The organism is Chromobacterium amazonense (assembly GCF_001855565.1).
Lineage (GTDB): Bacteria > Pseudomonadota > Gammaproteobacteria > Burkholderiales > Chromobacteriaceae > Chromobacterium > Chromobacterium amazonense.
Window position 1 is genome coordinate 108940 of sequence record NZ_MKCR01000001.1, and the last position, 26180, is coordinate 135119.

Annotated in this window: 25 protein-coding genes; 8 read left to right on the plus strand and 17 right to left on the minus strand. The window is 65.0% G+C overall.

All coding sequences use genetic code 11. The features are described from left to right. The first annotated feature begins 53 nt into the window (after positions 1-53). Positions 54-2336 (plus strand): 5-methyltetrahydropteroyltriglutamate--homocysteine S-methyltransferase, encoded by a 2283-nt coding sequence (gene metE, locus BI343_RS00550; protein WP_071108227.1) that lies wholly within the window; start codon positions 54-56, stop codon positions 2334-2336. 64 nt (positions 2337-2400) lie between these two features. Here the strand turns inward: metE and BI343_RS00555 are convergent, their stop codons facing one another. Genes BI343_RS00555 through BI343_RS00565 form a run of 3 tightly spaced genes read right to left on the minus strand, consistent with a single transcriptional unit; the run spans position 2401 to position 3977 of the window. Further along, a complete protein-coding gene (locus BI343_RS00555; RefSeq protein ID WP_043620557.1) occupies positions 2401-2859 on the minus strand; it encodes a SixA phosphatase family protein in 459 nt (152 codons plus the stop codon). A 60-nt stretch (positions 2860-2919) separates the two neighbouring features. After that, complete coding sequence (locus tag BI343_RS00560) at positions 2920-3636, minus strand: LrgB family protein (RefSeq protein ID WP_071108228.1); 717 nt, start codon at positions 3634-3636, stop codon at positions 2920-2922. Next, positions 3633-3977, minus strand: a complete 345-nt coding sequence (locus BI343_RS00565; protein ID WP_071108229.1) for a CidA/LrgA family protein — start codon at positions 3975-3977, stop codon at positions 3633-3635. The genes BI343_RS00560 and BI343_RS00565 overlap by 4 nt, the downstream gene beginning before the upstream one ends. Positions 3978-4076: 99 nt before the next feature. Between BI343_RS00565 and BI343_RS00570 the strand changes: the two genes are divergently transcribed. The 3 genes from BI343_RS00570 to BI343_RS00580 all read left to right on the plus strand — a co-directional run bounded on the left by BI343_RS00570 (position 4077) and on the right by BI343_RS00580 (position 5844). Then, complete coding sequence (locus BI343_RS00570) at positions 4077-4601, plus strand: chorismate--pyruvate lyase family protein (protein ID WP_244886546.1); 525 nt, start codon at positions 4077-4079, stop codon at positions 4599-4601. Continuing rightward, positions 4601-5470, plus strand: a complete 870-nt coding sequence (gene ubiA / locus BI343_RS00575) for a 4-hydroxybenzoate octaprenyltransferase (RefSeq protein ID WP_083340727.1) — start codon at positions 4601-4603, stop codon at positions 5468-5470. Before BI343_RS00570 ends, ubiA begins: the two co-directional genes overlap by 1 nt. A gap of 101 nt (positions 5471-5571) precedes the next feature. Beyond that, the gene (locus BI343_RS00580) at positions 5572-5844 is read left to right on the plus strand and encodes a hypothetical protein (protein WP_199179922.1); all 273 of its coding nucleotides are present in this window, start codon (positions 5572-5574) and stop codon (positions 5842-5844) included. A 191-nt stretch (positions 5845-6035) separates the two neighbouring features. On the opposite strand, the gene BI343_RS00585 is transcribed toward BI343_RS00580, so the two are convergent. The 10 genes from BI343_RS00585 to BI343_RS00625 all read right to left on the minus strand — a co-directional run bounded on the left by BI343_RS00585 (position 6036) and on the right by BI343_RS00625 (position 15427). Beyond that, positions 6036-7457, minus strand: coding sequence for an EAL and HDOD domain-containing protein (locus BI343_RS00585; RefSeq protein ID WP_071108231.1), 1422 nt, complete (start codon positions 7455-7457; stop codon positions 6036-6038). Positions 7458-7515: 58 nt separating this feature from the next. Next, positions 7516-8616 (minus strand): chorismate synthase, encoded by a 1101-nt coding sequence (gene aroC, locus BI343_RS00590; protein ID WP_071108232.1) that lies wholly within the window; start codon positions 8614-8616, stop codon positions 7516-7518. Between the two features lie 50 nt (positions 8617-8666). Beyond that, positions 8667-9476 (minus strand): helix-turn-helix transcriptional regulator, encoded by an 810-nt coding sequence (locus tag BI343_RS00595; RefSeq protein ID WP_071108233.1) that lies wholly within the window; start codon positions 9474-9476, stop codon positions 8667-8669. 39 nt (positions 9477-9515) lie between these two features. Then, complete coding sequence (locus BI343_RS00600) at positions 9516-10415, minus strand: class I mannose-6-phosphate isomerase (RefSeq protein ID WP_071108234.1); 900 nt, start codon at positions 10413-10415, stop codon at positions 9516-9518. Beyond that, positions 10416-10712 carry a type I phosphomannose isomerase catalytic subunit gene (locus tag BI343_RS20665; protein WP_071108235.1) on the minus strand — a complete coding sequence of 99 codons (297 nt, stop codon included), beginning with the start codon at positions 10710-10712 and terminating at the stop codon, positions 10416-10418. It abuts the gene before it with no gap. Beyond that, complete coding sequence (gene ptsP / locus BI343_RS00610; RefSeq protein ID WP_071108236.1) at positions 10709-13201, minus strand: phosphoenolpyruvate--protein phosphotransferase; 2493 nt, start codon at positions 13199-13201, stop codon at positions 10709-10711. The genes BI343_RS20665 and ptsP overlap by 4 nt, the downstream gene beginning before the upstream one ends. 43 nt (positions 13202-13244) lie before the next feature. Continuing rightward, entirely contained in the window at positions 13245-13538 is a 294-nt protein-coding gene (locus tag BI343_RS00615; RefSeq protein WP_071108237.1) for a PTS fructose transporter subunit IIB, read from the minus strand. Positions 13539-13562: 24 nt separating this feature from the next. After that, a complete protein-coding gene (locus BI343_RS20120; protein WP_211269358.1) occupies positions 13563-13793 on the minus strand; it encodes a hypothetical protein in 231 nt (76 codons plus the stop codon). Beyond that, complete coding sequence (locus tag BI343_RS00620; RefSeq protein WP_211269359.1) at positions 13790-14608, minus strand: PTS fructose transporter subunit IIC; 819 nt, start codon at positions 14606-14608, stop codon at positions 13790-13792. Before BI343_RS00620 ends, BI343_RS20120 begins: the two co-directional genes overlap by 4 nt. A 189-nt stretch (positions 14609-14797) precedes the next feature. Further along, positions 14798-15427, minus strand: a complete 630-nt coding sequence (locus tag BI343_RS00625) for a 2OG-Fe(II) oxygenase (RefSeq protein ID WP_071108238.1) — start codon at positions 15425-15427, stop codon at positions 14798-14800. Positions 15428-15563: 136 nt separating this feature from the next. Here BI343_RS00625 and BI343_RS00630 point away from each other — a divergent pair, with 136 nt between their 5' ends. Further along, positions 15564-16130 (plus strand): YqaA family protein, encoded by a 567-nt coding sequence (locus tag BI343_RS00630; protein ID WP_071108239.1) that lies wholly within the window; start codon positions 15564-15566, stop codon positions 16128-16130. A 40-nt stretch (positions 16131-16170) separates the two neighbouring features. Here the strand turns inward: BI343_RS00630 and BI343_RS00635 are convergent, their stop codons facing one another. Both BI343_RS00635 and BI343_RS00640 read right to left on the minus strand, forming a co-directional pair. Further along, the gene (locus tag BI343_RS00635) at positions 16171-17088 is read right to left on the minus strand and encodes an alpha/beta fold hydrolase (RefSeq protein WP_071108240.1); all 918 of its coding nucleotides are present in this window, start codon (positions 17086-17088) and stop codon (positions 16171-16173) included. 58 nt (positions 17089-17146) lie between these two features. Continuing rightward, complete coding sequence (locus tag BI343_RS00640) at positions 17147-18355, minus strand: MFS transporter (RefSeq protein ID WP_071108241.1); 1209 nt, start codon at positions 18353-18355, stop codon at positions 17147-17149. 107 nt (positions 18356-18462) lie between these two features. Here BI343_RS00640 and BI343_RS00645 point away from each other — a divergent pair, with 107 nt between their 5' ends. Next, complete coding sequence (locus BI343_RS00645) at positions 18463-20121, plus strand: SgrR family transcriptional regulator (protein ID WP_071108242.1); 1659 nt, start codon at positions 18463-18465, stop codon at positions 20119-20121. Between the two features lie 109 nt (positions 20122-20230). Continuing rightward, positions 20231-20656, plus strand: coding sequence for an Hsp20/alpha crystallin family protein (locus BI343_RS00650; RefSeq protein ID WP_071108243.1), 426 nt, complete (start codon positions 20231-20233; stop codon positions 20654-20656). Between the two features lie 75 nt (positions 20657-20731). Here BI343_RS00650 and pepN read toward each other — a convergent pair whose 3' ends face one another. Next, positions 20732-23350 carry an aminopeptidase N gene (gene pepN / locus BI343_RS00655; RefSeq protein ID WP_071108244.1) on the minus strand — a complete coding sequence of 873 codons (2619 nt, stop codon included), beginning with the start codon at positions 23348-23350 and terminating at the stop codon, positions 20732-20734. A 90-nt stretch (positions 23351-23440) separates the two neighbouring features. Further along, the gene (locus tag BI343_RS00660; RefSeq protein WP_071108245.1) at positions 23441-25234 is read right to left on the minus strand and encodes a M61 family metallopeptidase; all 1794 of its coding nucleotides are present in this window, start codon (positions 25232-25234) and stop codon (positions 23441-23443) included. 459 nt (positions 25235-25693) lie between these two features. Here BI343_RS00660 and BI343_RS00665 point away from each other — a divergent pair. Next, positions 25694-26180: cbb3-type cytochrome c oxidase subunit I (locus BI343_RS00665; protein ID WP_211269360.1), on the plus strand; the 487-nt coding region annotated here is incomplete at its 3' end.

Below are 26180 nucleotides of genomic sequence, written 5' to 3' on the forward strand. Positions count from 1 at the left end.
CATACAACACAATGACGGATGCTGGATTGATCCAGATAGCAGGAAGCAACAGCATGCGCATCACCACCCATCTCCTCGGTTTTCCCCGCATTGGCGCCAAACGCGAACTAAAAACGCTGTTGGAAAAGCACTGGCAAGGCGAAATTGACGAAACCGGCCTGCTGCAAGGCGCGAAAGAGCTGCGGCAAAAACACTGGCTGCTGCAAAAGGGCGCCGGCGTCGCGCTCAGCCCGGTAGGCGACTTCTCCCTGTACGACCATGTGCTGGATGCCCAGCTGCTGGTCGGCGCCGCGCCGCCGCGCTTCGGCTTCGATCCCGCCGCGCTGACCACGGCGCAGTACTTCCAGCTCGCGCGCGGCGCTCAGGGCCAGCCCCCCTTGGAAATGAACAAATGGTTCGATACCAACTACCACTATCTGGTGCCGGAATGGCAGGCGGATACGGCATTCCGCGCCCAGCCCGACCGCCTGCTGTCCCAGCTGCGCGAAGCCCGGGCGCTGGGGGTGGCCGCCAAGCCGGTGCTGTTGGGACCCTTGAGCCTGTTGTGGCTGGGCAAGGCCAAGGGCGAGCCCTTCGACAAGCTGTCGCTGCTGCCCGGCCTGGTCGCCGCCTACCGCCAACTGCTGTCATCCTTGCGCGCTGCGGGCGCCGCCTGGGCGCAGATCGACGAACCGATTCTGGCGCTGGATTTGGAGCCTGCCTGGCTGGACGCGCTGCGGCCGGCCTACGAGCAACTGAGCCAAGACGCCCCCAAACTGCTGCTGGCCAGCTACTTCGGCAGCGTGGCCGAACATGCGGCGCTGTTGAAGACGCTGCCGGTGGCCGGCCTTCATCTTGACCTGGCGCGCGCGCCGGAACAGATCGACGCCTTCATCGACGACTACCCGGCCGACAAGGTGTTGTCCGCAGGCGTCATCGATGGCCGCAATATCTGGCGCGCCGATCTTTCCCCGCGGCTGGACCAATTGGCGCCGCTGGCCGAGCGCCTGGGCGAGCGGCTGTGGCTGGGCCCCAGCTGCTCGCTGCTGCACTGCCCTTTCGACGCCGCGGCGGAAACCGCATTGGACTCCGAACTGAAAAACTGGCTGGCCTTCTCCGTGCAAAAGCTGAACGAGCTGAAAACGATGAAACGCGGCCTGGAACAGGGGCGCGCCGCCATCGCCGATGAGCTGGCCGGCAGCGACTTCGCCCGGGCGCAGCGACGCGGCAGTCCGCGCATCCATCATTCCGCCGTCGCCCAGCGGCTGGCCGCGCTGCCGGCCGGCGGCTATCGCCGCGCCAGTCCCTACCCGGTGCGCGCGGCGCGGCAACAGGCCTGGCTCAAGCTGCCGCCGCTGCCCGCCACCACCATAGGCTCCTTTCCGCAGACGCAGGCCATCCGCGCCAGCCGCGCCGCGTTCAAGCAGGGCGAGCTGTCCGCCGACGACTACCGGCAAGCGATGGAGAAGGAAATCGAGCTGGCGATCCGCCGCCAGGAAGCGCTGGGGCTGGACGTGCTGGTGCACGGCGAGGCCGAGCGCAACGATATGGTGGAATACTTCGGCGAACAGCTGGCCGGCTTCGCCTTCACCGCCGGCGGCTGGGTGCAGAGCTACGGCAGCCGCTGCGTGAAGCCTCCCATCCTCTGCGGCGACGTCAGCCGGCCAGGACCGATGACCGTGGACTGGGCGCGCTATGCGCAAAGCCTGACGGCCAAGCCGGTAAAAGGCATGCTGACCGGTCCGATCACCCTGCTGCAATGGAGTTTTGTGCGCGACGACTTGCCGCGCAGCGAAGTCTGCCGCCAGATCGCGCTGGCGCTGAACGACGAGGTGCGCGACCTGGAAGCCGCAGGCATCCGCGTGATCCAGATCGACGAGCCGGCCCTGCGCGAAGGCCTGCCGCTGAAACGCGCCGAGCGCGACGGCTATCTGGCTTGGGCCGGCGAGGCATTCCGCCTGTCCTGCCGTGGCGTGGACGACGCGACGCAGATCCACACGCATATGTGCTACTCGACATTCGGCGACATCCTGCCGGCCATCGCCGACCTGGACGCGGATGTGCTGACAGTCGAAACCGCCCGCTCGGACATGGCGCTGCTGGCCGACTTGGGCCGCTTCCCTTACCGCAATGCCATCGGCCCCGGCGTCTACGACATCCACAGTCCGCGCGTGCCCGGCGCGGACGAAATCCGCGCGCGGCTCCAGCAGGCGCTGCGGGTCATCCCGGCCGAACGGCTTTGGATCAATCCCGATTGCGGCCTGAAGACGCGCGGCTGGCCGGAGGCGGAGGCCGCCTTGAGCGCGATGGTGAAGGTGGGACGAGAGCTGCGCGAGCAACTGGCGCAAAGCGCTTGAGCCGAAAATGAAGACGCCCCGGCAAGGCGGGGCGTCGGACTGGGATAAGGGGCGGGTTCGGGGTTCACGGGTCAAGCATCCCCGGCGTCAGCATCAGCTTCAGCCTGACCTGTTCGATGCCATGGCGCTCGCGGTGATTCAACCACCACACCGAGCCCTTCTTGACGCTCCACATCTGCTGCTGCTCCGCCAACAGCCTGGCCGCCAGCCAGCCGATGTAAGGCTGATGCCCCGCCACCACCACGGTGCCGCCGGCCTCCGGCCAACCTACCGCGCGCAGCACATCGTCCACCTCCGCGCCCGGATTCAGCTCCGGCAACACGGTATAGCTCTTGGCCAGATAGGCCGCCGTCTGCTGCGAACGCACCGCTTCCGAAGCCAGCAACACGTAATGCTCCGGCAAACGGTTGCGCAGCCAGGACGCCATGCGGCTGGCCTGCTGTTGCCCGCGCCGGGTCAGCGCGCGCGCCAAATCGTCAACGCCTTCCTCGGCCTCGGCGTGGCGCCATAAAATCAAATCCATATCATTCTCCTTGTTATCCGCCTAACTGGCCATCAAGCCAAACCGGACGGGCTCTGCATGCTAACCGAGGTGCACCCAGCGCACCAGCCATGGCAGCAGCATCGCGGTGAAAACGCCGTTCAAACCCATCGCCAGCCCCGCAAACGCGCCTGCGGCCTCGGACAAATGAAAGACTCTCGCCGTGCCGATGCCATGGGCGCTGACACCGGTGGCCACGCCCAGCAGCATGTCGTCGTGCCAGCCCAGGAGCTTGAACAGCGGCGGCGCGATGACCGCTCCGACGATGCCGGACACGATGACGAACATCGCCGCCAGCTCCGGCGCGCCGCCCAGACTGCCGGCCAGACTCATCGCGATCGGCGTGGTCACCGCCCGCGTAGCCAGCGACACCAGCACCGGCGCATCCAGTCCCAGCCACCAACCCAGCCCAGCCGCGCTGAGCATGCCGGTCAGCCCGCCGACGCAGATGCTGACGGAGAGCGGCATGACAGCGCGCTTCAAGCGCGCCAGATTGCCGTACAAAGGCACCGCCAGCGCCACCGTGGCCGGTCCCAGCATCAATTGGATGAAACGGGCGCCATTCATGTACTGCTGATAACTGCTGCCGCTGAGCCATAGCCAACCCAGCACCAGCAACACGCCCAGCAGCACCGGATTGGACAGCGGGTGGCCATCACAGCGGCGATTGGCGGCCAACGCCAGACGATACGCCAGCAAAGTGACAAATATGCCTGTGAGCGGCGAATCGAGCACGGTCTGGCTAATGGCTCCGCTCATTGGAGCCTCCGCCGCAACAACAGTTTCAACACCGCGCCGGTCACCACTAGCGTGACGACGGAGGACGCCAGCAGGATCAGCGCCAGTTGCCAGCCATGAACGCGCAATAAGGGCGCATAAGCCATCAGGGCGCCGCCAGCTGGGATGAACAGCAGCGACATATGGCCGAGAAAACGCGGCGTCTCGCGCTGCAGCATGCCCGGCACGCCGCGGCGCAGCCACAAGGCCGCGAACAGCAGCAACAGCCCCAACACCGGTCCTGGCAAGGGCCAACCCAAAACATGCGTCAGGGCTTCGCCCAATAATTGAAAACCCAGCAGACACAACATCAGATCCAGCATCGTTCGCCTCCTCTCTGCGCCTTATGATAAAGGCAAGATATTGGCGGCGCATACCGCCGCAGGCGACAAGCCGCGACGGCTTTTGGCATAATGCGCGCCATGGTTAACAATGCCCTGTGGCGCGCCGCGCCCCCCGTCCTGCCCGATTCGATGCGGGACTGCCTGACCGAGCCCGGCTCATTGAGCCTGCGCCTGCAAAGCAGCGGCCGCCGTTTTGCCGTGCGCGTGCTGCAGCAAGGCGTCAGCCTGACGCTGCAGGATGAGGCCGACGCGCTCGATGCCGCGCCGCATTCGCCGGCATACGCCCGGCACGTGCTGTTGACGCTGGACGATACGCCAGTGGTGTACGCGCGCAGTGTGGCGCGCCCCGCTTGTCCGCACTGGCTGCCGGTGCTGGAGCGCGGCAGCCGCTCGCTGGGACTGACGCTGTTCGGCGAACTGCCGGAACTGCGCCGCGACCCTTTGCGCTATGGCTTGCTGGATGCCAGCCACCCACTGGCCGCCGCCGCGGCGCAGACGCAAACCGCGGCATCCTACCCCGCGCGGCGCTGCCGCTTCCTGCTGCACGGCTCGCCGCTGCTGCTGACCGAACTGTTTTTGCCCGCCTTGAAGGATTTGCTGTGATTTCGTCCGCCCGGATCCGCGACCGATACGAGAACTACCGCCAACTGATGCGCTGGGACAAGCCTATCGGCACGCTGCTCTTGCTGTGGCCCACGCTATGGGCCCTGTGGCTGGCCACGGGCGGCAAGCCGCATCTGCCCATCGTCGCCATCTTCTGCCTGGGCACCTTCCTGATGCGCTCGGCCGGCTGTGTGATCAACGACTACGCCGACCGCGACTTCGACGCCCACGTGGCGCGCACCAGCCAGCGGCCTTTCGCCCGCGGCACGGTCAGCCAGAAAGAAGCGCTGCTCCTGGCCGCCTTCCTGGCCCTGCTGTCCTTCCTGCTGGTGCTGCCCTTGAACACGCTGACCAAGCTGCTCAGCGTGCCGGCCCTGCTGGTGGCGGCCAGCTATCCGTTCACCAAGCGCTTTTTCCCGATGCCCCAGGCCTATCTGGGCATTGCTTTCTCCTTCGGCATCCCCATGGGCTTCGCCGCCGAAACCGGCGCGGTGCCTGCGCTGGCCTGGCTGCTGCTGCTGGCCAATCTGTTCTGGGTCATCGCCTACGACACCGCCTACGCCATGGCGGACAAGCCGGACGACCTGAAGCTGGGCATCAAGACCTCCGCCATCACGCTGGGCGATTACGATGTCGCCGGCATCATGATCTGCCACGCCGTTTTCCTGGGGCTGATGTCCGGCATCGGACTGCATCTGGCCCTGGCCTGGCCGTATTTCCTGGGGCTCGCGGCGGCGGCCGCGCTGATGGCGCTGCAGTACCGCGACATCCGGCGCCGCGACCGCGCCAAATGCTTCAAGGCCTTCCTCGACAACAACCGCGTGGGGGCGGTCGTGTTCGCCGGCTTGGCGCTGAGCTACTTAGTGTAAATGGATAAAATATGCCATTTACAATAAATTACCCTGGCATCAGCCATATCTCATGAACTTCCCTTCGCGTCCCCGCTCTGAACAAGGTCGGGCGCTGCCCGATGGCAAAACACGCCAATACCAATAAGTCACACAGGAAGGTGAACATCATGAAAAAACTGATGGCTGCTCTGATCGCTGCTGCTTTCGCTGGTTCCGCTTTCGCCGCCCCGGCCGCCTCCGCCCCGGCCGCTGAAAAGAAGATGGAACACAAGGCTGAACATAAGGCTGAACACAAGAAGTCGCACCACAAAAAGACGCACAAGAAGCACGCGTCCGGCGCGGCTCATGAAAAGCACAAGGCTGGCCACAAGGCTGCTTCCGCCGCCAAGTAAGCCTTGCTGCCATGAAAAAGCTCCCTCGCGGGAGCCATGCCGCCCACTCCAGCGAGTGGGCGGCATTTTTCATGGCGCGGGGCAGATCCTGCCTGCCAAAACCCACGCGCAGAGGCGTGAACGCCATGCCGACGCCTGCCGAAACGAAAAAGCCCGCGATCATCGCGGGCCGGCCTCATTAAGAATGGATTTCAAACCGCTTCGACATTGTTGTGCACTTCGCTGTCGCGCAGCACGACTTGCGCCCAGACCACGGAATCCAGGTAGTACTGATTGACCAAGTCGATATCGAGATTCAGCACCTTGGCCTGCGCTTCGATCTGCACATTGTCGCCATGCTCGCAGGCCAGCGCCAGCGCCAGATGCGGGGCGAAGATGCCCTTTTGCTCGATCACCGCTTCGCGCACGGTCAGCGGCAATTCCAGCGGGTCCAGCACATCCGGAAACGGAATGTTCAGCAGCACGTCCAGCAATGAAAACATGCCGGTCAGGAATAGGTGCTCAGCTTCCAGCTTGTTGCCGCGGTAGCTGCCTAGCTTTTCCAGGAAGCGGGCGCGGATCAGCGACTTCTCCAGCAGCGCGATGGCGTTGCCATCGTCCTTGCGCGAGGTGAACAGCAGCATGGACAGCCACTTGAACATGGTCTCCCGGCCCAGCAGCAGCAAGGTTTCCTCTATGGTCTGCACCTTGCGCGCCAGGCCATGGATAGGCGAATTGATGAAACGCAGCAGCTTGAACAGCAGCACCGAGTCCAGCTTGAACTGGGCCTCCACCTCCTTGGCCTCGGCATTGGCGCGCAACAGCCGCATGATCTGCAGGACGCGGGTCTGGCTGTTGTCCACCTTGCCGCCTTCCAGCGAGTGCGCGGTGCTGACGAACGGCCCATGGAACAGGGCGAAGCGATTGTGTCCCGGCGCGCGCAGGCAAACATCGAGGTCTTCGGCGGTGCCGACATTGCGGGCGATCCAGCGCACAGCCGGATAGCGCTTGGGCAGCTGGTCGAGAATCGGCGCCAATACCCGGGTGGACGGACCGGCGAAATCCAGCACCATATAGTCCATACGGCCAAACAAGTCAGCCTGCAGGCCGGGCGCCAGTATGGTCTGGTCGTAGGCTGCCGGCTCCAGCGCGAAGCGCAGGCCTAGCTTTTGCAGATCGTCCAACTGCCCCAGCATGAACTCGGACACTTCCATGCCCGGCACCGCCTCCAGCACGAAGATCACGCTGCCGGCCGGCATGCTGCGCAGCAGCGGTTCGTCCAGCGAGGTCATCGCGATATGGACGAAGGCTCGGCGGTACGCCAGCAGGCGGAAGATGTCCATATTGTGCAGCGTCGACAGCAGCAGCCGGTCGAACTCCTGCTGCTTGCCGGCCTCGATGTTGCGCTTGCCCTGGCGGACGAAGAAATCATAGGCCACCACCCGGCGCTGCTTGTCCATCACCGGCTGGTGCGAAACAAAGCCCAGCGTCGCCGGCAGCTCCTCCGCCGGCAATTCCGGCGGCAGCTCCAACATCGTAGTGTCAGGCATGTCCGGCGACGCAGGCGGGCGCGTTTCTTCCACAGTGGTCTTTTTAAGACGTCCAGTCAGGCCATCGATCAGGCTTTTCAGCATGTTGGGATCCTATGTTGCACCGGCCGCCTCCCCCGCAAACCGGCATCCAGATAGAATTCTAGCCGATGCGACCGGCAATTCTCGGGGTTTCCACTCGCACATCGCCGCACTGCGCGCGGTGGCGCAAGGCGTGGTCGATCAGCACCAGCGCCAGCATGGCCTCGGCGATGGGCGTGGCGCGGATGCCCACGCAAGGATCATGGCGGCCATGGGTTTCCATCAGGATGGGCTCGCCCTGCTTGTTGATGGAGCGGCGCGGCTGGGCGATGGAGGACGTCGGCTTGATGGCGATGGACACGTCGATCTGTTGGCCGGTGGAAATGCCACCCAGCACGCCGCCGGCGTGATTGCTGGCAAAGCCCTCTGGCGTCAGCTCGTCGCCATGCTCGCTGCCTTTCTGCGCCACGCAGGCGAAACCGGCGCCGATCTCCACGCCCTTGACCGCGTTGATGCTCATCATGGCGTAGGCGATGTCGGCGTCCAGGCGGTCGAACACCGGCTCGCCCCAGCCCACCGGCACATTGTCCGCCACCACGCGCAGCCGCGCGCCGATGGAGTCCAGGCTCTTGCGGATGGAGTCCATGTATTCCTCCAGCCGCGGCACGATGTCCGGGTCGGCGCTGAAGAAGGGGTTCTGCCCCACATGCTCCCACCCCTTGAACGGCATTACCACTTCGCCGATCTGCGTCATGTGGCCGCGAATCACGATGCCGTATTTGTCGTTCAGCCACTTTTTGGCGATGGCGCCGGCCGCCACGCGCACCGCGGTCTCTCTAGCAGACGAGCGGCCGCCGCCGCGCGGATCGCGGGTGCCGTATTTGTGCCAATAGCAGTAGTCGGCGTGGCCGGGACGGAAGGTGTCGGCGATGTTGCCGTAGTCCTTGCTGCGCTGGTCGGTATTGCGGATCATCAACGCGATCGGCGTGCCGGTGGTCTTGCCCCCGTACACGCCGGACAGGATTTCCACGGTGTCCGGTTCGCGACGCTGGGTGACGTGGCGGCTGGTGCCGGGCTTGCGGCGATCCAGCTCGATCTGGATGTCGGCCTCGCTCAGCGCCAAACCAGGCGGGCAGCCGTCCACCACGCAGCCTATGGCCGGCCCGTGGCTTTCGCCAAAAGAAGTAACGGTAAACAATCGACCCATGCTGCTGCCTGACATCTGCGATCCCCTGCTGTTTTCGTCTATGCGATCGATTCTAGCATGAGCGATCAGGCGAACTCGCGCCGATACGCGGCCGGCGTCATCAAGAAACGCTGCTTGAACACGCGGTGGAAATAATTGACATCCACATAGCCGCAGCGCGCCGCCACGGCGGGCAAGGCAAGCTGGCCTTGCCGCAGCAAGGCCTTGGCCAGATCCAGCCGCGCCTGGGCCAGAAACTCGCAGAAACCGTGCCCCAGATGCTGGCGGAACAGGCGCGACAGATGCGTGGTGGAGATGCCGAAGCGCAGGGCCACGTCCTCGCGCGTCAAGGGCGCGTACAGATGCTCGCTGATATACAGGCAGATGGCGCGGAACTGGTTGCCGCCTTGCTGCCAATGACTGTCGCGCGCCTCGTCGTAAAGCGTCTGCAGCAAGGCCAGCAGCGCCTGCCCCTGCAGCCGCAGCACCTCCGGGGAGGCGCCGTCGCGGCACAGCCCGGCCAGCATGCCATTCAGACTGCCGCGCTGCGCCAGCACCATGCTTTCCTTATGCGTGCTGATCACGCCCTGCGGACCGGAGCGCACCAGGCTGAAACCGATCCTGGCGTAATCGAACAGGATGTGCAGCACTTCGCCGTTGGCGCACCAGTTGGGCAGCGTCCAGTGCTCGGCCGGAATGAACAAGGCTTCTTGCGCTGACAGGCAGCCGTTTTCACAGCCCTCGTGGCCGTAGTGGTAGCGATTGGACAACACCAGCTCCAAGCGCGGGAAGTGCACCTGATAAGCCCCGGCCGGCACATGCTTGCCAGCCGGAGCGTGGCACAGCCGCCTCAGCGTGGACGGCCAGCTCAGGCGAAACGAAGAAGGCGACGCCATGCTTTTAGATTCATCCCTCACACTCCTTGCCGCCACACGCTAACACAGGGCCGCCGGCGGGCAAAACGCGCGGTAGGCCAGCGCCAGGCGGCCGGCCTTGGCCTCGCAGCGCGCGCCGGGCAGCAACAGCGCGCTTTGTCCCTGCGCCAGTTCGATCTCGCCCTCGGCATGCCGCACCTGCAGGCTGCCATCGACCACCAACAGCACTTCCGGCCCCTCGGCCAGCCAGGAAGCGGCCTCCCCTTCTCCCAATAGCAGTTGGTCCAGCGCGAAGTATTCGCCGCCGCAACGCGGATACGGCTGCAGGCCGCAGCCGTCAGGCGCGGACATCACGCGCGGCCGCGCCGCGGAACCATCCATGACTTCCAGAAAGGCCTCCACGTCCACCGGCTTGTCGGTCAGGCCTGCGCGCAATACATTATCCGAGTTCGCCATCAGCTCGACATTGCGTCCATGCAAATAAGCATGCGGCAGGCACGCCGGCTGGAAGATGGCTTCGCCCGGCCGCAGCCCCACCAGATTGAGCAGATAGCAGCCGAACACGCCGCGGTCCTCGCGCCGCGCATCGGCCAGCCGCGCGGCCCAATGATCGGGATCGTCCGGCCCGGCAGGCCGCTGCCGCGCCAACCGTTGCCAGAGCGACGCCAGCAACGCTGTCACCTCCGGCTGCGGCAGGCGCAACAGATGACGGTACAGGCTGGCGCCGCCCTCCTCGGCCAGACGCTGCCGCAACGGCGCCCACTCCGGCTGGCGCGCCAGCAGCGCATCGATTTCCGCGTCCGCGCGCATGCCGTGCAGCAGCCAGAACGGCGACAGCGCCACCATCATCTCCGGTTTGGGAAACGGATCGCGATAATGGCGCCGGCGGTCGTTCGCGGCCAGGCCGGCGGCATTGTCGCGGGCGAAACCGGCGCGCGCCTGCTCCGCGTCCGGGTGCACCTAGATGGACAACGGCGCGTCCACATCGAGCACCTTGAGCAGAAACGGCAGCCGGTCGCCATGCCTGTCGCGCACCGCGCTCCCCAGGAAACGCTCGGGCTGATGGGCGATGGCGTAGTGCAGCGGCTGCGGCCCCTGCGCGGTCATGATCACCGACGGCGCATCCTCGTGCGCGCCCAGCCACCACTCGGCCACGCGCTCGATGCCTTCTTGCGGCCAGTTCAGCAAACGCGGGATGAAGCGGCGGCCGCCCCAGGCATAATGCTGGGCCAGCCCGTGCAGCGGATAGGCGCTCATGCTGCGCCCTCCAGCCGCGACTGCAGCAGCGTCAGCAGCCCTTGCGGATCGGATGCCTCGCGCAGCTGGCGGCGGAAATCCTCGTGCATGACCAGCCGCGCCAGACGCGAGAAGAATTTCAGATGCTCGGCCCCGGCATCGCTGGCATTGAAGGCGATCAGCAGCACCATGTCCACCGGCTGGCCATCGCTGGCGCCCCAGTCTACCGGCTGCTCCAGCTTGGCCAAGCACAGAGTGGGATGCAGCACATGCTTGGATTTGGCGTGCGGAATGGCGAAGCCGTGCCCGAGGCCGGTGGAATAAGCCTGCTCGCGCAGCCACAAGTCCTCCTCCATGCCGTAGCGGTCATCGCAGCGTTCCAGCAGCCACAGCCGGTCCACCAGCCCCTTGAGCGCGGCCGCCTTGCTGCGCCAGGCCACGCTCGGCAGCAGACATTCCGCAGTCAGCATCGGTAGCTTGCCGCGCGCGCCGCGCGCCTCCACCAGCGCGCGCACCGCCGCGCCGTCTTCGCAACCCAAAGCCTGTTGCAGCAAGGCGCGGCACTCTCCGGCATCGAGTTCGCGCAGCCTGCGCCGGCAGGCCTGCAGAGACGGCGCGCTCATGCTCAGCTCGTCCAGCCCCATGCCCAGCAGCAAGGGCAAGGCATGCGGCGCCGCCGCCGCCTCGCCGCACAGGCCTATCCAGCGGCCGTGGCGATGGACGGTTTGCACGGCTTGGGCAAGCGCCGACAAAAACGCCGGATGCAGGCTGTCGTACAGCGCGCCCACGCGCTCGTTGTCTCGATCCGCCGCAAACAGATACTGCGTGAGATCGTTGCTGCCCACGCTGAAGAAATCGACCTCGCGGCAAAAGGCGTCCAGCTGGAACAGCACCGACGGCACTTCCAGCATGATGCCCAGCGGCACCGGCCGCGTGAGGCCGAGCGCCGCGCGCTCCTCCTCCAGCACGCGGCGCGCCCAGCGCGCCTCCGACAGCGTGGCGACCATAGGGATCATCACCTTGACCGGCCCCAGCGCGGACGCGCGCAGAATGGCCCGCAGCTGGGCGCGAAACACGGCCTCCTGATCCGGATACATGCGGATGGCGCGATACCCCAGAAACGGGTTGCTCTCCGCCGGCGCCGGCAAGCAGCGCGCCGGCTTGTCGCCGCCGATGTCGAAGGTGCGGATGATCACCGGGCGGCCGGCCGCCAGCCGCACCACCTCGGCATAATGCTGGAACTGGCTCTCCTCGCTTGGCGGCGCGTCAGCCTCCATGAACAGCATCTCGGTGCGGAACAGGCCCACGGCGTCCGCGCCGTGGGCAAAGCCCAGCTGCGCCTCCTCGGCGGAAGCGATGTTCACGGCCAGCTCCAGCCGGCAGCCGTCGGCGCTGCGGCTCTCGCCCTGGCTGGCCCGCGCCTCGCGCAGCCGCCTTGCCTCCAGCAGGGCCGCCTCTTCGCGGTAGTAGTCCAGCACCGGCGCAGCCGGCGCAAGGAACAGCGCGCCCAACCCAGCATCGAGCACCGCCGTCCGGCCCAGGCTGGCGGCGACGGCCGCGCGCGGCACGCCGGTCAGCACCGGCAGCGAGAAGGCGCGCGCCAGGATGATGGTGTGGGAAGTCAGTCCGCCGCGGCCCAGCAGCAGGCCGCGGACGCGGCTGCGGTCCAGCGCCAGCAGCTCGCTCGGCGCCAGGTCCTCGGCCCACAGCACGGCGGCGTCCGGCCATGTCGTCGCGGCAGGCTCGTCCTCAGGATGCAGGCGTTCGAGCAAGCCGCGGCCCACGTCGCGGATGTCGATTTCGCGTTCGCGCAGATATTCGCTCGCCGATTGGCCCAGCATGTCGCGGTAGAAAGCCACGGTGGCCGCCACCGCCGCCGCCGCGCCCAGCCCCTGGCGCAGCGCCTGATCCAGGCGGGCGTCAAAATCGGCATCGGACAAAATGGCGAGGTGGGCGCGAGCGATGGCCGCGGCCTGGCCGGACTGGCGCTCAGTTTCCTGCTGCAGGCCCTGCGCCAGCGCTTCCCGCGCCTGGCGCAAGGCTTCGCGCTCATGCGGCTCGCCGCGCGAAGCCGGCAGCGCTTCGACGGCGGGGAAGCGGTAGCCGCGATGCTCGCACAACTCGCCTATCGCCACGCCCTGCCCGGCCGGCTGGCCGAAACACGGCGACGGCGACAGCTCGGCCAGCGCGCGCGGCAGGGCGCGGCTGGCGGCGGGTTCGGCCGCCAGCGCCTCGTCGCAATGCGGCAGGGTATCGCGCAGGAAGTCTTGCAATTGCTTGGCCGCCTCGGCGGCGGATTCGCCGTCTATCTCGATATCGATGATGTCGTTGAACAGGATGTCGCCGCCTATCAGACTGAGCACGCTCTTGGCGTCCGCCAACTGGCCGTTGCGCTGGTTGCGCCAGCGGATGGCGGCGCGGAAGCCGCCGCAGAATTCTGCGATCCGGCTGGCCGGACGAGCGTGGATGCCATTCGGCAAGGGACAGATCAGGGTGAGACTGTGTGACATAGGACTGCTTTCTTGCTGTGCGGCCCGCGCGGGCCAGCCGGATTTACAGAAGCGCAAACACCGCCTTGGCATCCTTCAGCACGTTCTGGATCGGCACCCGCACCACGCGCTTGTCCTCGAAACGCTCTTCGCCCTCTATGGCGATGTCCACCGCCAACAGCACCACATCGGCGGCCTGGATATCCCGGCTGGACAACTCGTTCTCGATGCCGATGGCGCCCTGGGTTTCCACTTTGATGTCATGCCCGAGCTGGCGCCCCAGGCTTTCCAGTTTCTCCGCGGCCATGTAAGTGTGGGCAATGCCGGTGGGGCAGGCGGTAATGGCGACGACTTTCATATTCTTTCTCCTGGCAAGACACGGTTATTCATGGGCAGGCGCGGCGGCCGGCAAGCGGTCCGCGGCGCGCGCCTTGAGCAGATTGATGGTGACGGCCACCAGCAGCACCCCGGCCGCGATGGCCAGCGCGAACATCCAGCGGTTGTCTATCACCGGCAGCACGATGGGGCCGCCGTGCGGCGCGTGGTCGCCCACGCCGCCCAGCATGGCGATCATGCCGCCCAGGGCGGAACCGGCGACGATGGTTGGGATCACTCGCAGCGGGTCGGACGCGGCAAACGGAATGGCCCCTCGGTGATGCCTATCATCCCCATGCCCAGGGCGGCGGAGCCGGCTTCGCGCTCCTGTTCGGTCCACAGCGACTTGCGCAGCTTGGTGGCCAGACCCAGGCCGAGCGGCGGAATGCACACGGCCGCGGCGACTGCGCCCATCACTTGGTATTGGCCCTCGGCGATCATGCTGGCGCCGAAGAAGAACGCCACTTTATTGATCGGCCCGCCCATGTCGAACGCCACCATCGCGCCCAGCAGCGCGCCCAGCACCATGGCGTTGGCGCCGCCCATGGACTTGAGCCAGACGCCCAGCGTGACCATCAGATTGGCAATGGGCACGCCCAGCACCTCGAACATCAGCACGCCGATGGCCAGCGAGGACAGGATGGGAATGATCAGAATGGGCATCAGCGGCTTGAGCGCCTTGGGCGCAGGCATTTTCTTGAGTTGCTCGACCACCCTGCCGGCCAACAAACCCGCGATCAGGGCGCCCAGGAAGCCGGCGTTGACGGTATGGGCGATCTGGCCGCCCACCATGCCCGCCACCAGGCCGGGCTTGCCGGCGCGGGCATAGGAGATGTAACCGGCCAGCACCGGCAGCAGCAGCGCGAAGGCGCTGCCGCCGATATCGATGATCAGTTTCAGCACCGGCGCGTGGCTGAAGTCCGGCCCCTTGCCCGTCATCGGCGCCAGCGAAATGGCCAGCGCGATCAGGATCCCGCCACTGGCGATGAAGGGGATGACGTGCGACACCCCGGTCAGCAGATACTGCTTCCATTGTTCCAGACGAGCCTGCATGTTGTTCTCCTCCATTTGTGGATGGAACTAGGCTAACGCAGGCATGGAAGGCCGATATAGTGGCGAGATCAGCCTGATGTGGACTTTTGTGACATCGCGGCGGCGCGCCCGACCATTCTCACAAGAAAAAACCACCCAAAAACAAAACGCCGGCGGAGCCGGCGTCAAAACAGATGGGAGCGAGAGAGCTCACCACGGCAGGCTGCCGCCCTGGCGGCGATACCAGCCGGTGACGGACAAGCGCTGCCGCTTGGCCGGCAATACCTCGTGCCAGAAACGGTCGGACAAGAACAGCACCAGCGTGCCGGCCTCCGGTTCCACGTCGATGAACTGCTGGCAGTCCTGATCCAGGTACAAGCGGATCTGGCCGCCGGCGCCGGCCGGCCAGTTTTCATTGAGGTAAAACACGGTGGTCAGCGCGCGGGCGTCGTCGTCCTGGAAACGGTCCAGATGCTTTTTGTAGAACGCGCCTTCCGGATACACGGCGAAGTGAGACTCCAGCTCGGCCAGGCCCAGATATAGGCCGCGGTTCACCGCCCGCATGATCTCGTCCATGGCGGCGTTATAAGCCGCGACAGCCGGCAGCTGGGCCACCTGATCCAGCCACAGCACGGAGTCGGAGCGGATTTCGGCGCGGCGCGCCTGGCCATCGGCGCGGCCGGTGGCGGCTTCATGGAAGCGTCCCTCGTCCCATACTTGCAGGCAGGCTTGGCTCAAATTGGCGGTCAGCTCGGCCGGCAGGGCTTGGGGAATCACGATCCAGCCTTGTTCGGCCAGCGTGTCGAGAACGGTATCAAGATCGAATTGCAGCGCGGTCATGTCGGTTTTGCTCAAAAAACGGGCTGACGCTTTCTACCACAAGCCGGGCCGCAAGGCGAATGCCGGACGTCAATCTTCGCTGACATTTCGCGGATGCTATCATCCCTGACCACCCACACGCCTAGAACCCCATGCCATGGAAGAACTGCTCAACGCCCTGCTGGACATGCTGAACCTGCCAAAAGTGGGGCTGTCCGCCATTTTTCTGATCAGCCTGGTTTCCGCCACCCTGCTGCCGCTAGGCTCGGAACCGGCGGTTTTCGCCTACATCAAGCTCAAGCCGGACATGTTCTGGCCTGTGCTGGCCGTCGCCACGCTCGGCAACACCTTGGGCGGGATCATAGATTGGTGGATGGGTTATGGCGCCAAGCTCGCCTTGCTGCGCTATCGCCTGCGCCGCAGCCATCGCAAGCATGGCCATGCCCACGTCCAAACGGCCTGCCCATCGCCTCCCGCTGGCAAAGCGCCGCTGGGCAAACGCTATGTCCGCTGGATGCGCCTTCGCGGCGCCCCTATCCTGCTTCTTTCCTGGTTGCCGGGAATCGGCGATCCCTTGTGCACCTTGGCAGGCTGGCTGCGCATCTCGTTCTGGCCCAGCGTGTGCTACATGGCCGTCGGCAAATTCCTGCGCTACCTGGTCACCACCTCGGCGCTATTGTGGGTGCCGGACGAGGTCTGGCGCCGGCTGGGCCAATTATTCTGAGCGGGCGCCGCAGCCCGCACGAAGCATCAGGGACTGGCGCTCAATAATTTTCCGCCACCGCGTCGTAGCGCCCCGCCAGCCAGTCCAGCGCCAGCGGAAAATGGTCGCGCGGCGCATCGGGGTGGGTCAGCAGCGATACGTGGTTGTAGTCGTGCAGATGGCCAGCGCGCCGCCCCAGCAGATGCAAGCGCGAGAGGTGCGGGCCGGACTCGTCGCGGAAACGGCGCACGTCCTCCGGATGGCCGCGGCAGGGGTCGTTGACGGCGGCGAAATACAGCGTGGGCGGCATATGGCCGGCGCGCGCCGCGGCGGCGTAGTCGAAACCGTCATCGCTATCGATCCACGGTTTGGGCTGCGCCCACAGCTTGCTTTGCAGATGGCTTTTGTCGCTCTCGTCATCGGCCCCCAGCCGGATGCGCCGCGCCGGCAAATAGCCGAACACCTTGATCAACCAGCGCGAAGCGGTATTCCACATGAAGTCCACCTCGACCAGCTTGTTGAGGTTGCGCACGCGCACGCTGCGCTTGGAGCCGAAATACACGACGCTCGCCACCTCGGCGGCGATGTCTGGAAAGCGCACAAGACAGCTCGACATATGCACGCCGCCCCAGGAGTGGGCGATCCAGCGCAGCTTCTGGCCGCCGCTTTTGCGGCGGATGAAGGCATGCAGCGCCGGCAGGTCCTCGCAGATGGTCTCGGTCTGGCCGTGGCGGCTGTGCGGACCGATCTTGGGCAAGCTCTTGCCGCGGCCGCGCAAATCCGCCACATAGACATCGTAGCCGGCATCGGTCAGGAAGTGCGCCAGCCCCTTGCCGGAATCGGTATAGAAGATGCGGCCGTTGCCCATCACGCCATGCACCATCAGCACCGGCGCGCCGCCGGCGCGGCCGATGCGCTTCAGATACAAGCGCTCGCCATCGGCCACCGGCACATGATAATCCTGCTGCAGTTTCTCCATGGTTTCCTCGCCGAGTCATGCCGTCGCCGTCTGCGCAGCGATTCAAGCAAACGCTTGATCATGACAAAGAACCCGGCAAAGGAAAAGCCATTCGCGCGCCGTTCTGTCGCAACCGCAGCCGCTCGCTGTAGAGCGCCAGCGCCGCGCCGGCCACGCACAGCAGCGCCAATATGGCGAACACCACCCAGGACGGCCCATGCGACAGCAGCGCGCCCACCATCGCCGGCCCCAGCGCGCCGCCCAGCGAAGCCAGGTTCTGCGCGCCGTAATAACTGGCCTTCATCGATTCCGGGGCGATGGCGTCGATATACAGATACTCCGCCGGCACCAGGATGATCTCGCCCAGCGTGAACAGGGCGATGGCCGCGCACATCATGGGCAGGCTGTCCACGCTGCCCAGCCACAGCATGCCTGCGCCGATCAGCAGGAAGCCGCCCAGAATCGCGCGGATCAGCCGATGCGGTTGCAGCAGCCTGCCCAAGGGGTATTGCAGCAGCACCACCACGATGGCATTGCAGCTGATCAGCGCAGACATCCAGCGCATCGCCTCTGCCTCGTTCATGCGCGTCAGCAGGTACAGGGGCAGATAACTCGAAAACCGTCCGTAAATCACGTAGGCCAGCAGGCTGCTCAGGGTGAACCACACCAGCACCCGGTCGCCTGCCAGGGTGCGCAGCGTGGCGGCGAAGGTTTCCGGTCGGGCCGATGCCGCCGCCGGCGCGGCCGGCAAGCCCGGTTGAACCAGCAGGCCCGCCAGCGCCAGCAGCCCGGCCAGCCAGAACGGCGCATGCTCGTTCCACAGCAGCATGCCGCTGCATAGGATCGGCCCCACCGCCCAGGCCACGTTGGCCAGGGTATAGCGCATCGAAAACGCCTTGGCGCGCTGCGGCGCGTCCACCAGATCGCTCAATATCGCCTTGACCGCGATGCCGTACACCGTCATCGCCAGCTCGCCCGCCGCCAGCGCCGTCACCACCGTTGCGTAGCTGTGGCCATAGGGCAGCATCACGCCTCCGACCGCCATCAAGATGGCCGCGCCGCGCAAGGCAGGACCGCGCGGCAGCCTATCCAGCCAGTAGCCGCCGTACAGGCCGGACAGCGCCGACGCCAGCAGCACCGCGCCCAGCAACATGCCCGTACCCTGCAAGGACAGGCCAAGCTGCCTGGCCAGCGTCAGCACCAGAAGCGGCGTGATCGCGGCGCGCGACAAGGACAGCAGGAAGGAGGACAGCAAGATGCGGCGGACGATGGGTGCATGCGGCGACACGGCAATACCTTGGGAACAGGGGGACACGCCGAGTATGGCCTATAAAGCGGAATGTAAAAATGGATACAATGTCGTACAGATACTTCCTCTTTTTCTGGACAGGCGGCATGAAACTGCATCAACAATACCAGCTGCTGTACCAGGCCTACGGCGAGGCGCCCGTCCAGCCCGGCCTGCCGCAACTGGCCGAACTATGGCGCTGCAGCGAGCGCAATGCGCGATTGCAGCTGGCCCGGATGCGCGAGCAGGGCTGGCTGGAATGGCAGGCCGGACGCGGGCGCGGCCACCGCTCCACGCTGCGGCTCACACAGGCCCCGGAGGCACTGGACTGGCTGGGCGTGCAAGGCCTGCTGGAACGAGGCCAGCTGGAGCAGGCCTTTGCCCTGCTCGACCCGCCCCGCCAGCAACAGCTGCTGGCGAGCCTGCCGGCCCACCTTGGGGCCCGCGACAGCGGGCGCAGCCTGCGCATCCCAATTCCCCACGCGCCAATGACGCTGGACCCGCAGCGGGTCAATTCCCGGCTGGAGGCGCATCTAGTGCGGCAGATCTTCGACCGCCTGTGCCGTCACGACAAGCAGGGCAAAGCGCTGCGGCCGGCGCTGGCGCATCACTGGGAATGCGATGCCGAAGGCAAGAACTGGCGCTTCTGGCTGCGGCCGGGCCTGCGCTTCCACGACGGTAGCGCGCTCGATGCAGCAGCCGCCGCAGCCAGCCTGCTGCGGCTCAAACAGCCGGACAATCCTTACCATGCCCTGTATGGCCATCTGCAGCGCGTGGAGGCGCACGACGCGCTGTCATTCAGCTGCCGGCTGTCGGAAGCGGACTATCTGTGGCCGCAAAGACTGGCCACGGCCAATGCCTCCATCGTTCCGCTCAGGCGCGGGCCCGACTTCGATCGCCTGCCGGTGGGCAGCGGCCCGTTCCGCGTCGAGTTGCACAGCCCGCAACGGCTCAAGCTCGCGGCCTTCGAGCGCCATTACCGCGAACGCGCCCTGCTGGACGCGATCGAGCTGTGGATCATCCCCTCGCCAAACGAACAGGACTTTCACCTGAAATTGGAGTACGGCACGCCGCACGGCGCCACCATGCTGCAGTCGGCCTGCACCTACCTGTTGATTCGGCCCGGCAGCCCCGCCATCCCGCCGGAGCAGCGGCTGCCGCTGATGAGCCATCTGGCGACGCCTCATCCGGTGGCCGCCAGCGACGAACGCCAACCGGCGCAAGGCCTGCAACCGGGCTGGACGCATCCGCGCCCCGCCGCGAACGCGCCGCCACGGCTGAAGGCCCCCGCGCTGACGCTATACCACTACGATCTGCCCTGCTTTCCCGCCCTGGCCGCCACGCTGGCGCAACGGCTGGCGCCGCTCGATATCCGGCTGGACATCCGCTGCCTGCCGCGACGAGAATTCTTCGACGCCTCCGCCTGGCAGGCGCAGGCCGACCTGATCCTGTGCAGCGAGATCCTGCACGACGACCGCGACTACGGCATGTTCGAATGGCTGAGCGGCTGCGGCACCCTGCGTTTGGGACTCTCCGCCGCCGCAGGGAACCGCCTGGCCGACGACATGCGCCAGTTGCAGGCCCAGCCCGCGTTCGCCGCGCGGCAGGCAGCATACCGCCGCGCCGGCGACTGGCTGGTATCCGAAGGCTGGCTGCTGCCGCTATCGCACGAGCAGGTGGGCCATAGCGCCAGCCCCCAGCTGGCAGGCTTGCAGATGGGCGGCAATGGCTGGACCGATTTCGCGGGTTTGTGGCTGAGGGCTTGATATCGGTCAAACGTCGGGCCGGCCCACTCTTGAATCCCGCGCGATCCGCCCCTATCTCCCCTATCACCACGGCGACCGCCGTAAGCCACTGATAGGAAAGGAGAAGCAAATGAGCATGTTGCCCGCCCGCCATAGCCTGTTTGACGAATTTTTCCGCGACTTCACCCCGGGCTTCTTCATCAAACCGTTGCACGGCGACGCGCTGCCATCGCAAATCAGGATGGATGTGAAGGAAACCGAGCAGGCTTATCTGGTGGACGCCGAGCTGCCCGGGGTCGGCAAGGAGGACATCCATGTCGAGATCGACGGCCCCTTGGTGACCATCAAGGCCGAGGTCAAACAGTTTGACGAAGCCAACCAGGATCAGCAGAAACTGCGCAGCGAGCGCTACCACGGCATGGTGTCGCGCAGCTTCCAGCTGCCGCAGGACATCGACCGCGACGCCGCCAGCGCCAAGTATGAAAATGGCGTGCTGTGCCTGACGTTGCCGAAGAAGCGCAATAGCGGCGCAGGGCAGCGCCTGCGCATCGAATAGTCCGTCGGATATCGGCCCTGCCATGAAAAACGCGCTGGATGCCCAGCGCGTTTTTTTATCGATGCAGAAATGGGATCAAGCCAGAATCTTCGACACGATCTCGTACACGTCCTTGGACAGCTCGGCCTTGGCCAGGCGCTCCAGCTCCGCGCGCATCAGCGCCTGACGGCCCGGCTCCAGCTTCTGCAGGCGACGGAAGGCGCGGGTCAGGCCGCTGGCGCCCTGCGGATTGATCGCGTCCAGCTGCAGGATGCGGTCCGCCATGAAACGGTAGCCGCTGCCGTCTGCCGCATGGAAATGGAACATGTTCGCGCCAAAGGCGCCCAGCAGCGAACGCACCTTGTTCGGGTTCCGGATGCTGAACGCCGGATGCAGCAGCGCCGCCTCCACATGCTGCAGCGTGCCGGCCAGCTGGCTGCCGCCGATCAGCATGAAGAATTTGTCCATCACCAGCGCTTCGTTCTGCCAGCGCGAGGCGAAGGCGGTGAAGCACTCGTCGCGCTCCTGGCCGTCGCGGTCGCGCAGCGCCAGCAGCGCGCCCATCTGGTCGGTCATGTTATCGGCTTCGCGGCACTGCTTGGCGGCGGTTTCGGCCGGCCAGGCGTCGTCCAGACGGTTCAGCATCCACAGCGCGCGGTTCTTCAGGCTGCGCTTGCCGGCATCCTGCGGCTTGTACTCGCGCGTGAGGTTCATCTCGTAGGCCTCGCGCCATTCGCCGCGCAGCGCCTGCGCCAATTGATCCAACACGAAGTCGCGCACTTGATGGATCACCGCCGGATCGGCCACGTCCACCATTTCCAGGATCTCGCCCTCGGTCGGCAGCGTCAGCATCAGCGACTTGAACGACGGATCCAGGCTGTGGTCCTTCAGCACCGAGCGGAAAGCGGCGATGAATACTTCGGACAGCTTCAGCTCGCGGCCGGCGGCCACATCGGCGATCAGTTGCTTGAACAGACGTTCGGCGAAGGTCTGGCCGGCCTCCCAGCGGCAGAAGCTGTCGCTGTCGTTGGCCATCAGGAACACCAGCTGGTCGTCGCGCCAGTCGTATTCCAGCTTCACCGGCGCGGAGAAGCCGCGCAGCAAGGACGGCACCGGCTCGGCCGGGATGTCGAGGAAGGTGAAGCTCTGTTCGGCGGCTGTGACGTCCAGCACGCGGGACGTGCCGACAGCCTCCGCTTCGCCCGCCAGGCGCAAGGGCAGGTCCTGGCCGTCGGCGCCCACCAGGCCCAGCGCCAGCGGGATGTGGAAGGGCTGCTTGACGTTCTGGCCCGGCGTGGCCGGGCAGCTTTGCTTGACGGTCAGGGTGTAGCTTCGCTCGGCCGGGTTGTAGCTGGACGAAACCGCCAGGCGCGGCGTGCCGGCCTGGCTGTACCACAGCGCGAACTGCTCCAGATCGGCGCCATTGGCGTCGGCCATGGCGGCGCGGAAGTCGTCGCAGGTGACGGCTTGGCCGTCATGGCGCTTGAAGTAGAGGTCCATGCCCTTGCGGAAGCCTTCGCGGCCCAGCAGGGTTTCGTACATCCGCACCACTTCCGCGCCCTTCTCGTACACGGTCATGGTGTAGAAGTTGTTCATCTCGATGTAGCTGTCCGGACGGATCGGGTGCGCCGTCGGGCCGGCATCCTCCGGGAACTGCGCCATGCGCAGGCCTTTGACGTCGTCGATGCGCTTGACCGCGCGGCTGTACATGTCGGCGCTGAACTCCTGGTCGCGGTAGACGGTCAGGCCCTCTTTCAGGCTCAGCTGGAACCAATCGCGGCAGGTCACGCGGTTGCCGGTCCAGTTGTGGAAGTATTCGTGGCCGATCACCGCCTCGATGTCTTCGAAGTCGGTGTCGGTGGCGGTGTCCTGGCGGGCCAGCACGTACTTGGTGTTGAAGATGTTGAGGCCCTTGTTCTCCATCGCCCCCATATTGAAGTCGCCCACCGCCACGATCATGTAGATGTCGAGGTCGTACTCCAGGCCGAAACGCTCCTCGTCCCACTTCATGGAGTGCTTGACCGACTCCATCGCGTGGGCGGTCTTGTCCTGATCGGCCGGCTCGGTCCAGATTTCCAGTTGAACCTCGCGGCCGCGCATGGTGACGAACTTGTCCTTCAGCGCCACCAGTTTGCCGGCCACCAGCGCGAACAAATAGGCCGGCTTGCGGTACGGGTCCACCCACTTAACCCAGTGGCGCTTCTTGTCCACCATGCCCTCGCCGACCTTGTTGCCGTTGGACAGCAACACCGGGTACTTCTGCTTGTCGGCCTTGATGGTGGTGGTGAACTTGGCCATCACGTCCGGACGGTCCAGGTAGTAGGTGATCTTGCGGAAGCCTTCCGGCTCGCACTGGGTGAACAGATTGCCGCTGGAAGCGTACAGGCCCATCAGGCTGGTATTGGCCACCGGGTCGAGTTCGGTTTCGATTTCCAGGATGAAACTGTCCGGCACCTGGGGCACGGTCAGCACGTCATTGGCCAGCTGATAGCGGGTTTCGTCCAGCTTTTCGCCATCCAGCACCACGGCGATCAGCTTGGCGCTGCCGTCCAGCTTCAGTTCGCTCGCGGCGGACTGGCCATTGCGGTTGACCACTAGCCGGGAATGGACCCGGGTGAATTCATCTTCGATGTCGAACACCAGATCGACGCGGTCGATCAGGAAGGCCGGGGCCTGGTAATCCTTGCGATACTTCACTTCCGGCTGTTGGGCCATGCGTGTCTCCTTATCGTCCGGCTTATGGCCGGCCTCATGCATAGACAGAACGGCGCCTGCTGGCGCCGCTCGTTGTTGTATCGTTTCCGCTCAGCGGCTGGCGATCCACTTGCCGCCATCCGGCAGCGGCTTCAGGCGGCAGGTATCCTCGGCGGCAGGCTGCAGCGTCACCTCGAAGCTCATCAGCTCGTCGCGGCGGAAAGCGTGCAGCTTGATCTTGTCGCCGACCTGATAGCGGGCGATCTGTTTGTCCAGATCGACGGCGCGCAGCTTGTCCACCGCCACCACCACATCGCCGCCGGACAGGCCAGCCGCCTGCGCCGCGCCGCCATCCAGCACCTGGGCCAGCTTGACGCCGGCGGCGTCGGCCGCTGTCTTCACGCCCAGCGTCAGCGGCGCGGGCTTGCCGGCGAAGGCGTCCACCACGCCGCCGCGGTCGGACGCGCCTTGCGCCGCCTCGAATTTCAATTCGACGCCCTGGCTGGCCAGCAGTTCAGCCAGCGGCAGGTCTTGCGTGGAACGCAGCGCCAGATCGAAGAAGGGCTTGAGCTTGAGGCCGGTGGCTTCGATGGCGATCTTTTCCCACTCGTCCTCTTCCAAGCCCTTGCCGTCCGCCAGCCACTTGGCCCACAGCGCGCGCATCACGTCGTCCAGCGACTGCTTGCCCTTGCTGTCGCGGCGGATCAGCAGGTCCAACGCCAGCGCCGCCAGCGAACCCTTGGTGTAGTAGCTGACGATGCTGTTGGGGCTGTTTTCGTCCTGGCGGTAATACTTGGTCCAGGCTTCGAAGCTGGACTGCTCCAAAGTCTGCTTCAGTCTACCGGCCCCGCGTTGCACGCCGGTGATGGTTTCAGCCAGCAAGCCCAGGTAGCGCTTCTCGTCTATCAAACCGCAGCGCACCAGCGCCAGGTCGTCGTAATACGAGGTGATGCCTTCAAACGCCCACAGCAGGCGGGTATGGCCTTCTCGATTCAGGTCGTACGGCGTGAACGCCGCCGGCTTCATGCGCTTGACGTTCCAGCTGTGGAAGTATTCGTGGCTGATCAGGCCCAAGAGCTTCAGGTAGCCGTCGCTGATTTCGGCCGCGCCCGGCGCCGGCAAATCGTCGCGATTGGCCACCAGCGCGGTGGAGGCGCGGTGCTCCAGGCCGCCGTAGATGTCTTTGCCGACAAACAGCATGAAAACATAGCGATCGAACGGCGCCGGCTCGCCGAACAGCTGGATCTGGTATTCGCAAATTTTCCGGGTGTCTTCTGCCAGGCGCTTCAAATCGCCCTGGAAACGGCCGGACACGACGAACTCATGCGGCACGCCGCAGGCCTTGAAGCTGACTTTCTTGAAATTGCCCAGCTCCACCGGGTGATCGATCAGCTCGTCGTAGTTGGATGCCTGATAGCGGCCGAAGCCGCTCTTCTTCTTGATGTCGGCGGCCGGCAGGCTGGTGGCAACTTTCCAATCCGCATAAAACTTGCCGTCCGGCCCGTGAATGTCGACCGTGCACGCTTCGTCCTGATAGCCATCCGCGGCTAGGAATACGCTGGTGCCATTGAAGAAACCTCGCTCGGCGTCCAAATAGGCGCCGCGCACCGACAGATCGTAGGCGTACACTTGATAGCGCAGGGTCAGCGCGCCCTTGGCCGGCTCGGCCTGCCAGCGGTTTTTGTCAAGCTGGCGCAATGCCACCGTCTTGCCGCTGGCTTCCGCCGACAACGATACGATATGCTTTGAAAATTCACGTATCATATAACTGCCGGGAATCCACGCCGGCAGGAAAAAAACCTGGCCATTCTTGGCTGGCTGCAAAACGGTAACCGTGACTTCGAACAGGTGAGCTTCCGGCGATGCCGGCCGCAGAGTGTACTGTACTGGGATGGACTGGATCATGATCTGCCTGCATGCATTGCAAAACGCGATGATTTTAGCATTACCGCGCTGCAAGCGCCGCCAATTGTGCCGTATTGATCCATGTCAATAAGCCTTGCCTGCATGCCAATACAATTGCATGAGTGGCAATTTGGACTGTTTACGATTGCCACGAGAGTAGTACCACGGCAAGAACATGCCGGAACAGCCAAGCCGCCCATCCAGCTGGTTGGAGGTAAATGCTTGATTTAGAATAAAGGCATTGGTCTGGATGGGAATTTAGTGCTGTCGAAAAGGCTGGCGAGCTGCTAATACAGACATCGAAGCCTCTCGATAAAGGTCAAGCACTTGCCCCCACCATGCTGTTTCGGTTCACGCGACGTGCCACCGCTTCATGCAGCAGATTGGGCTGCGTTGAAAAAGTTCAAGTCGCTACGGTTTGTTCATGTTCTGAGTTAGCAACCTTGGAGAAAACCTTAAATGGAAACGCAATCCACTTATAACTATAAGGTGGTGCGCCAATTTGCCATCATGACCGTAGTTTGGGGCATCGTCGGCATGTTGGTGGGCGTCATCATTGCGGCCCAGTTGGTGTGGCCAGAGCTCAATTTCGGGCCCTGGTTCCACTTCGGCCGCCTGCGCCCCTTGCACACCAACGCTGTCATCTTCGCCTTTGGCGGTTGCGGCTTATTCGCCACTTCCTACTATGTGGTGCAGCGTACCTGTAACGTCAGGCTGATTTCCGACAAGCTCGCCGCCGCCACCTTCTGGGGCTGGCAGCTGGTGATCGTGCTGGCGGCCATCACGCTGCCGCTGGGCTTCACCACCTCCAAGGAATACGCTGAACTGGAATGGCCGATCAAGCTGCTGATCGCCGTGATCTGGGTGATCTACGCCATCGTGTTCTTCGGCACCATCGCCATCCGCAAGGTCAAGCACATCTACGTCGCCAACTGGTTCTACGGCG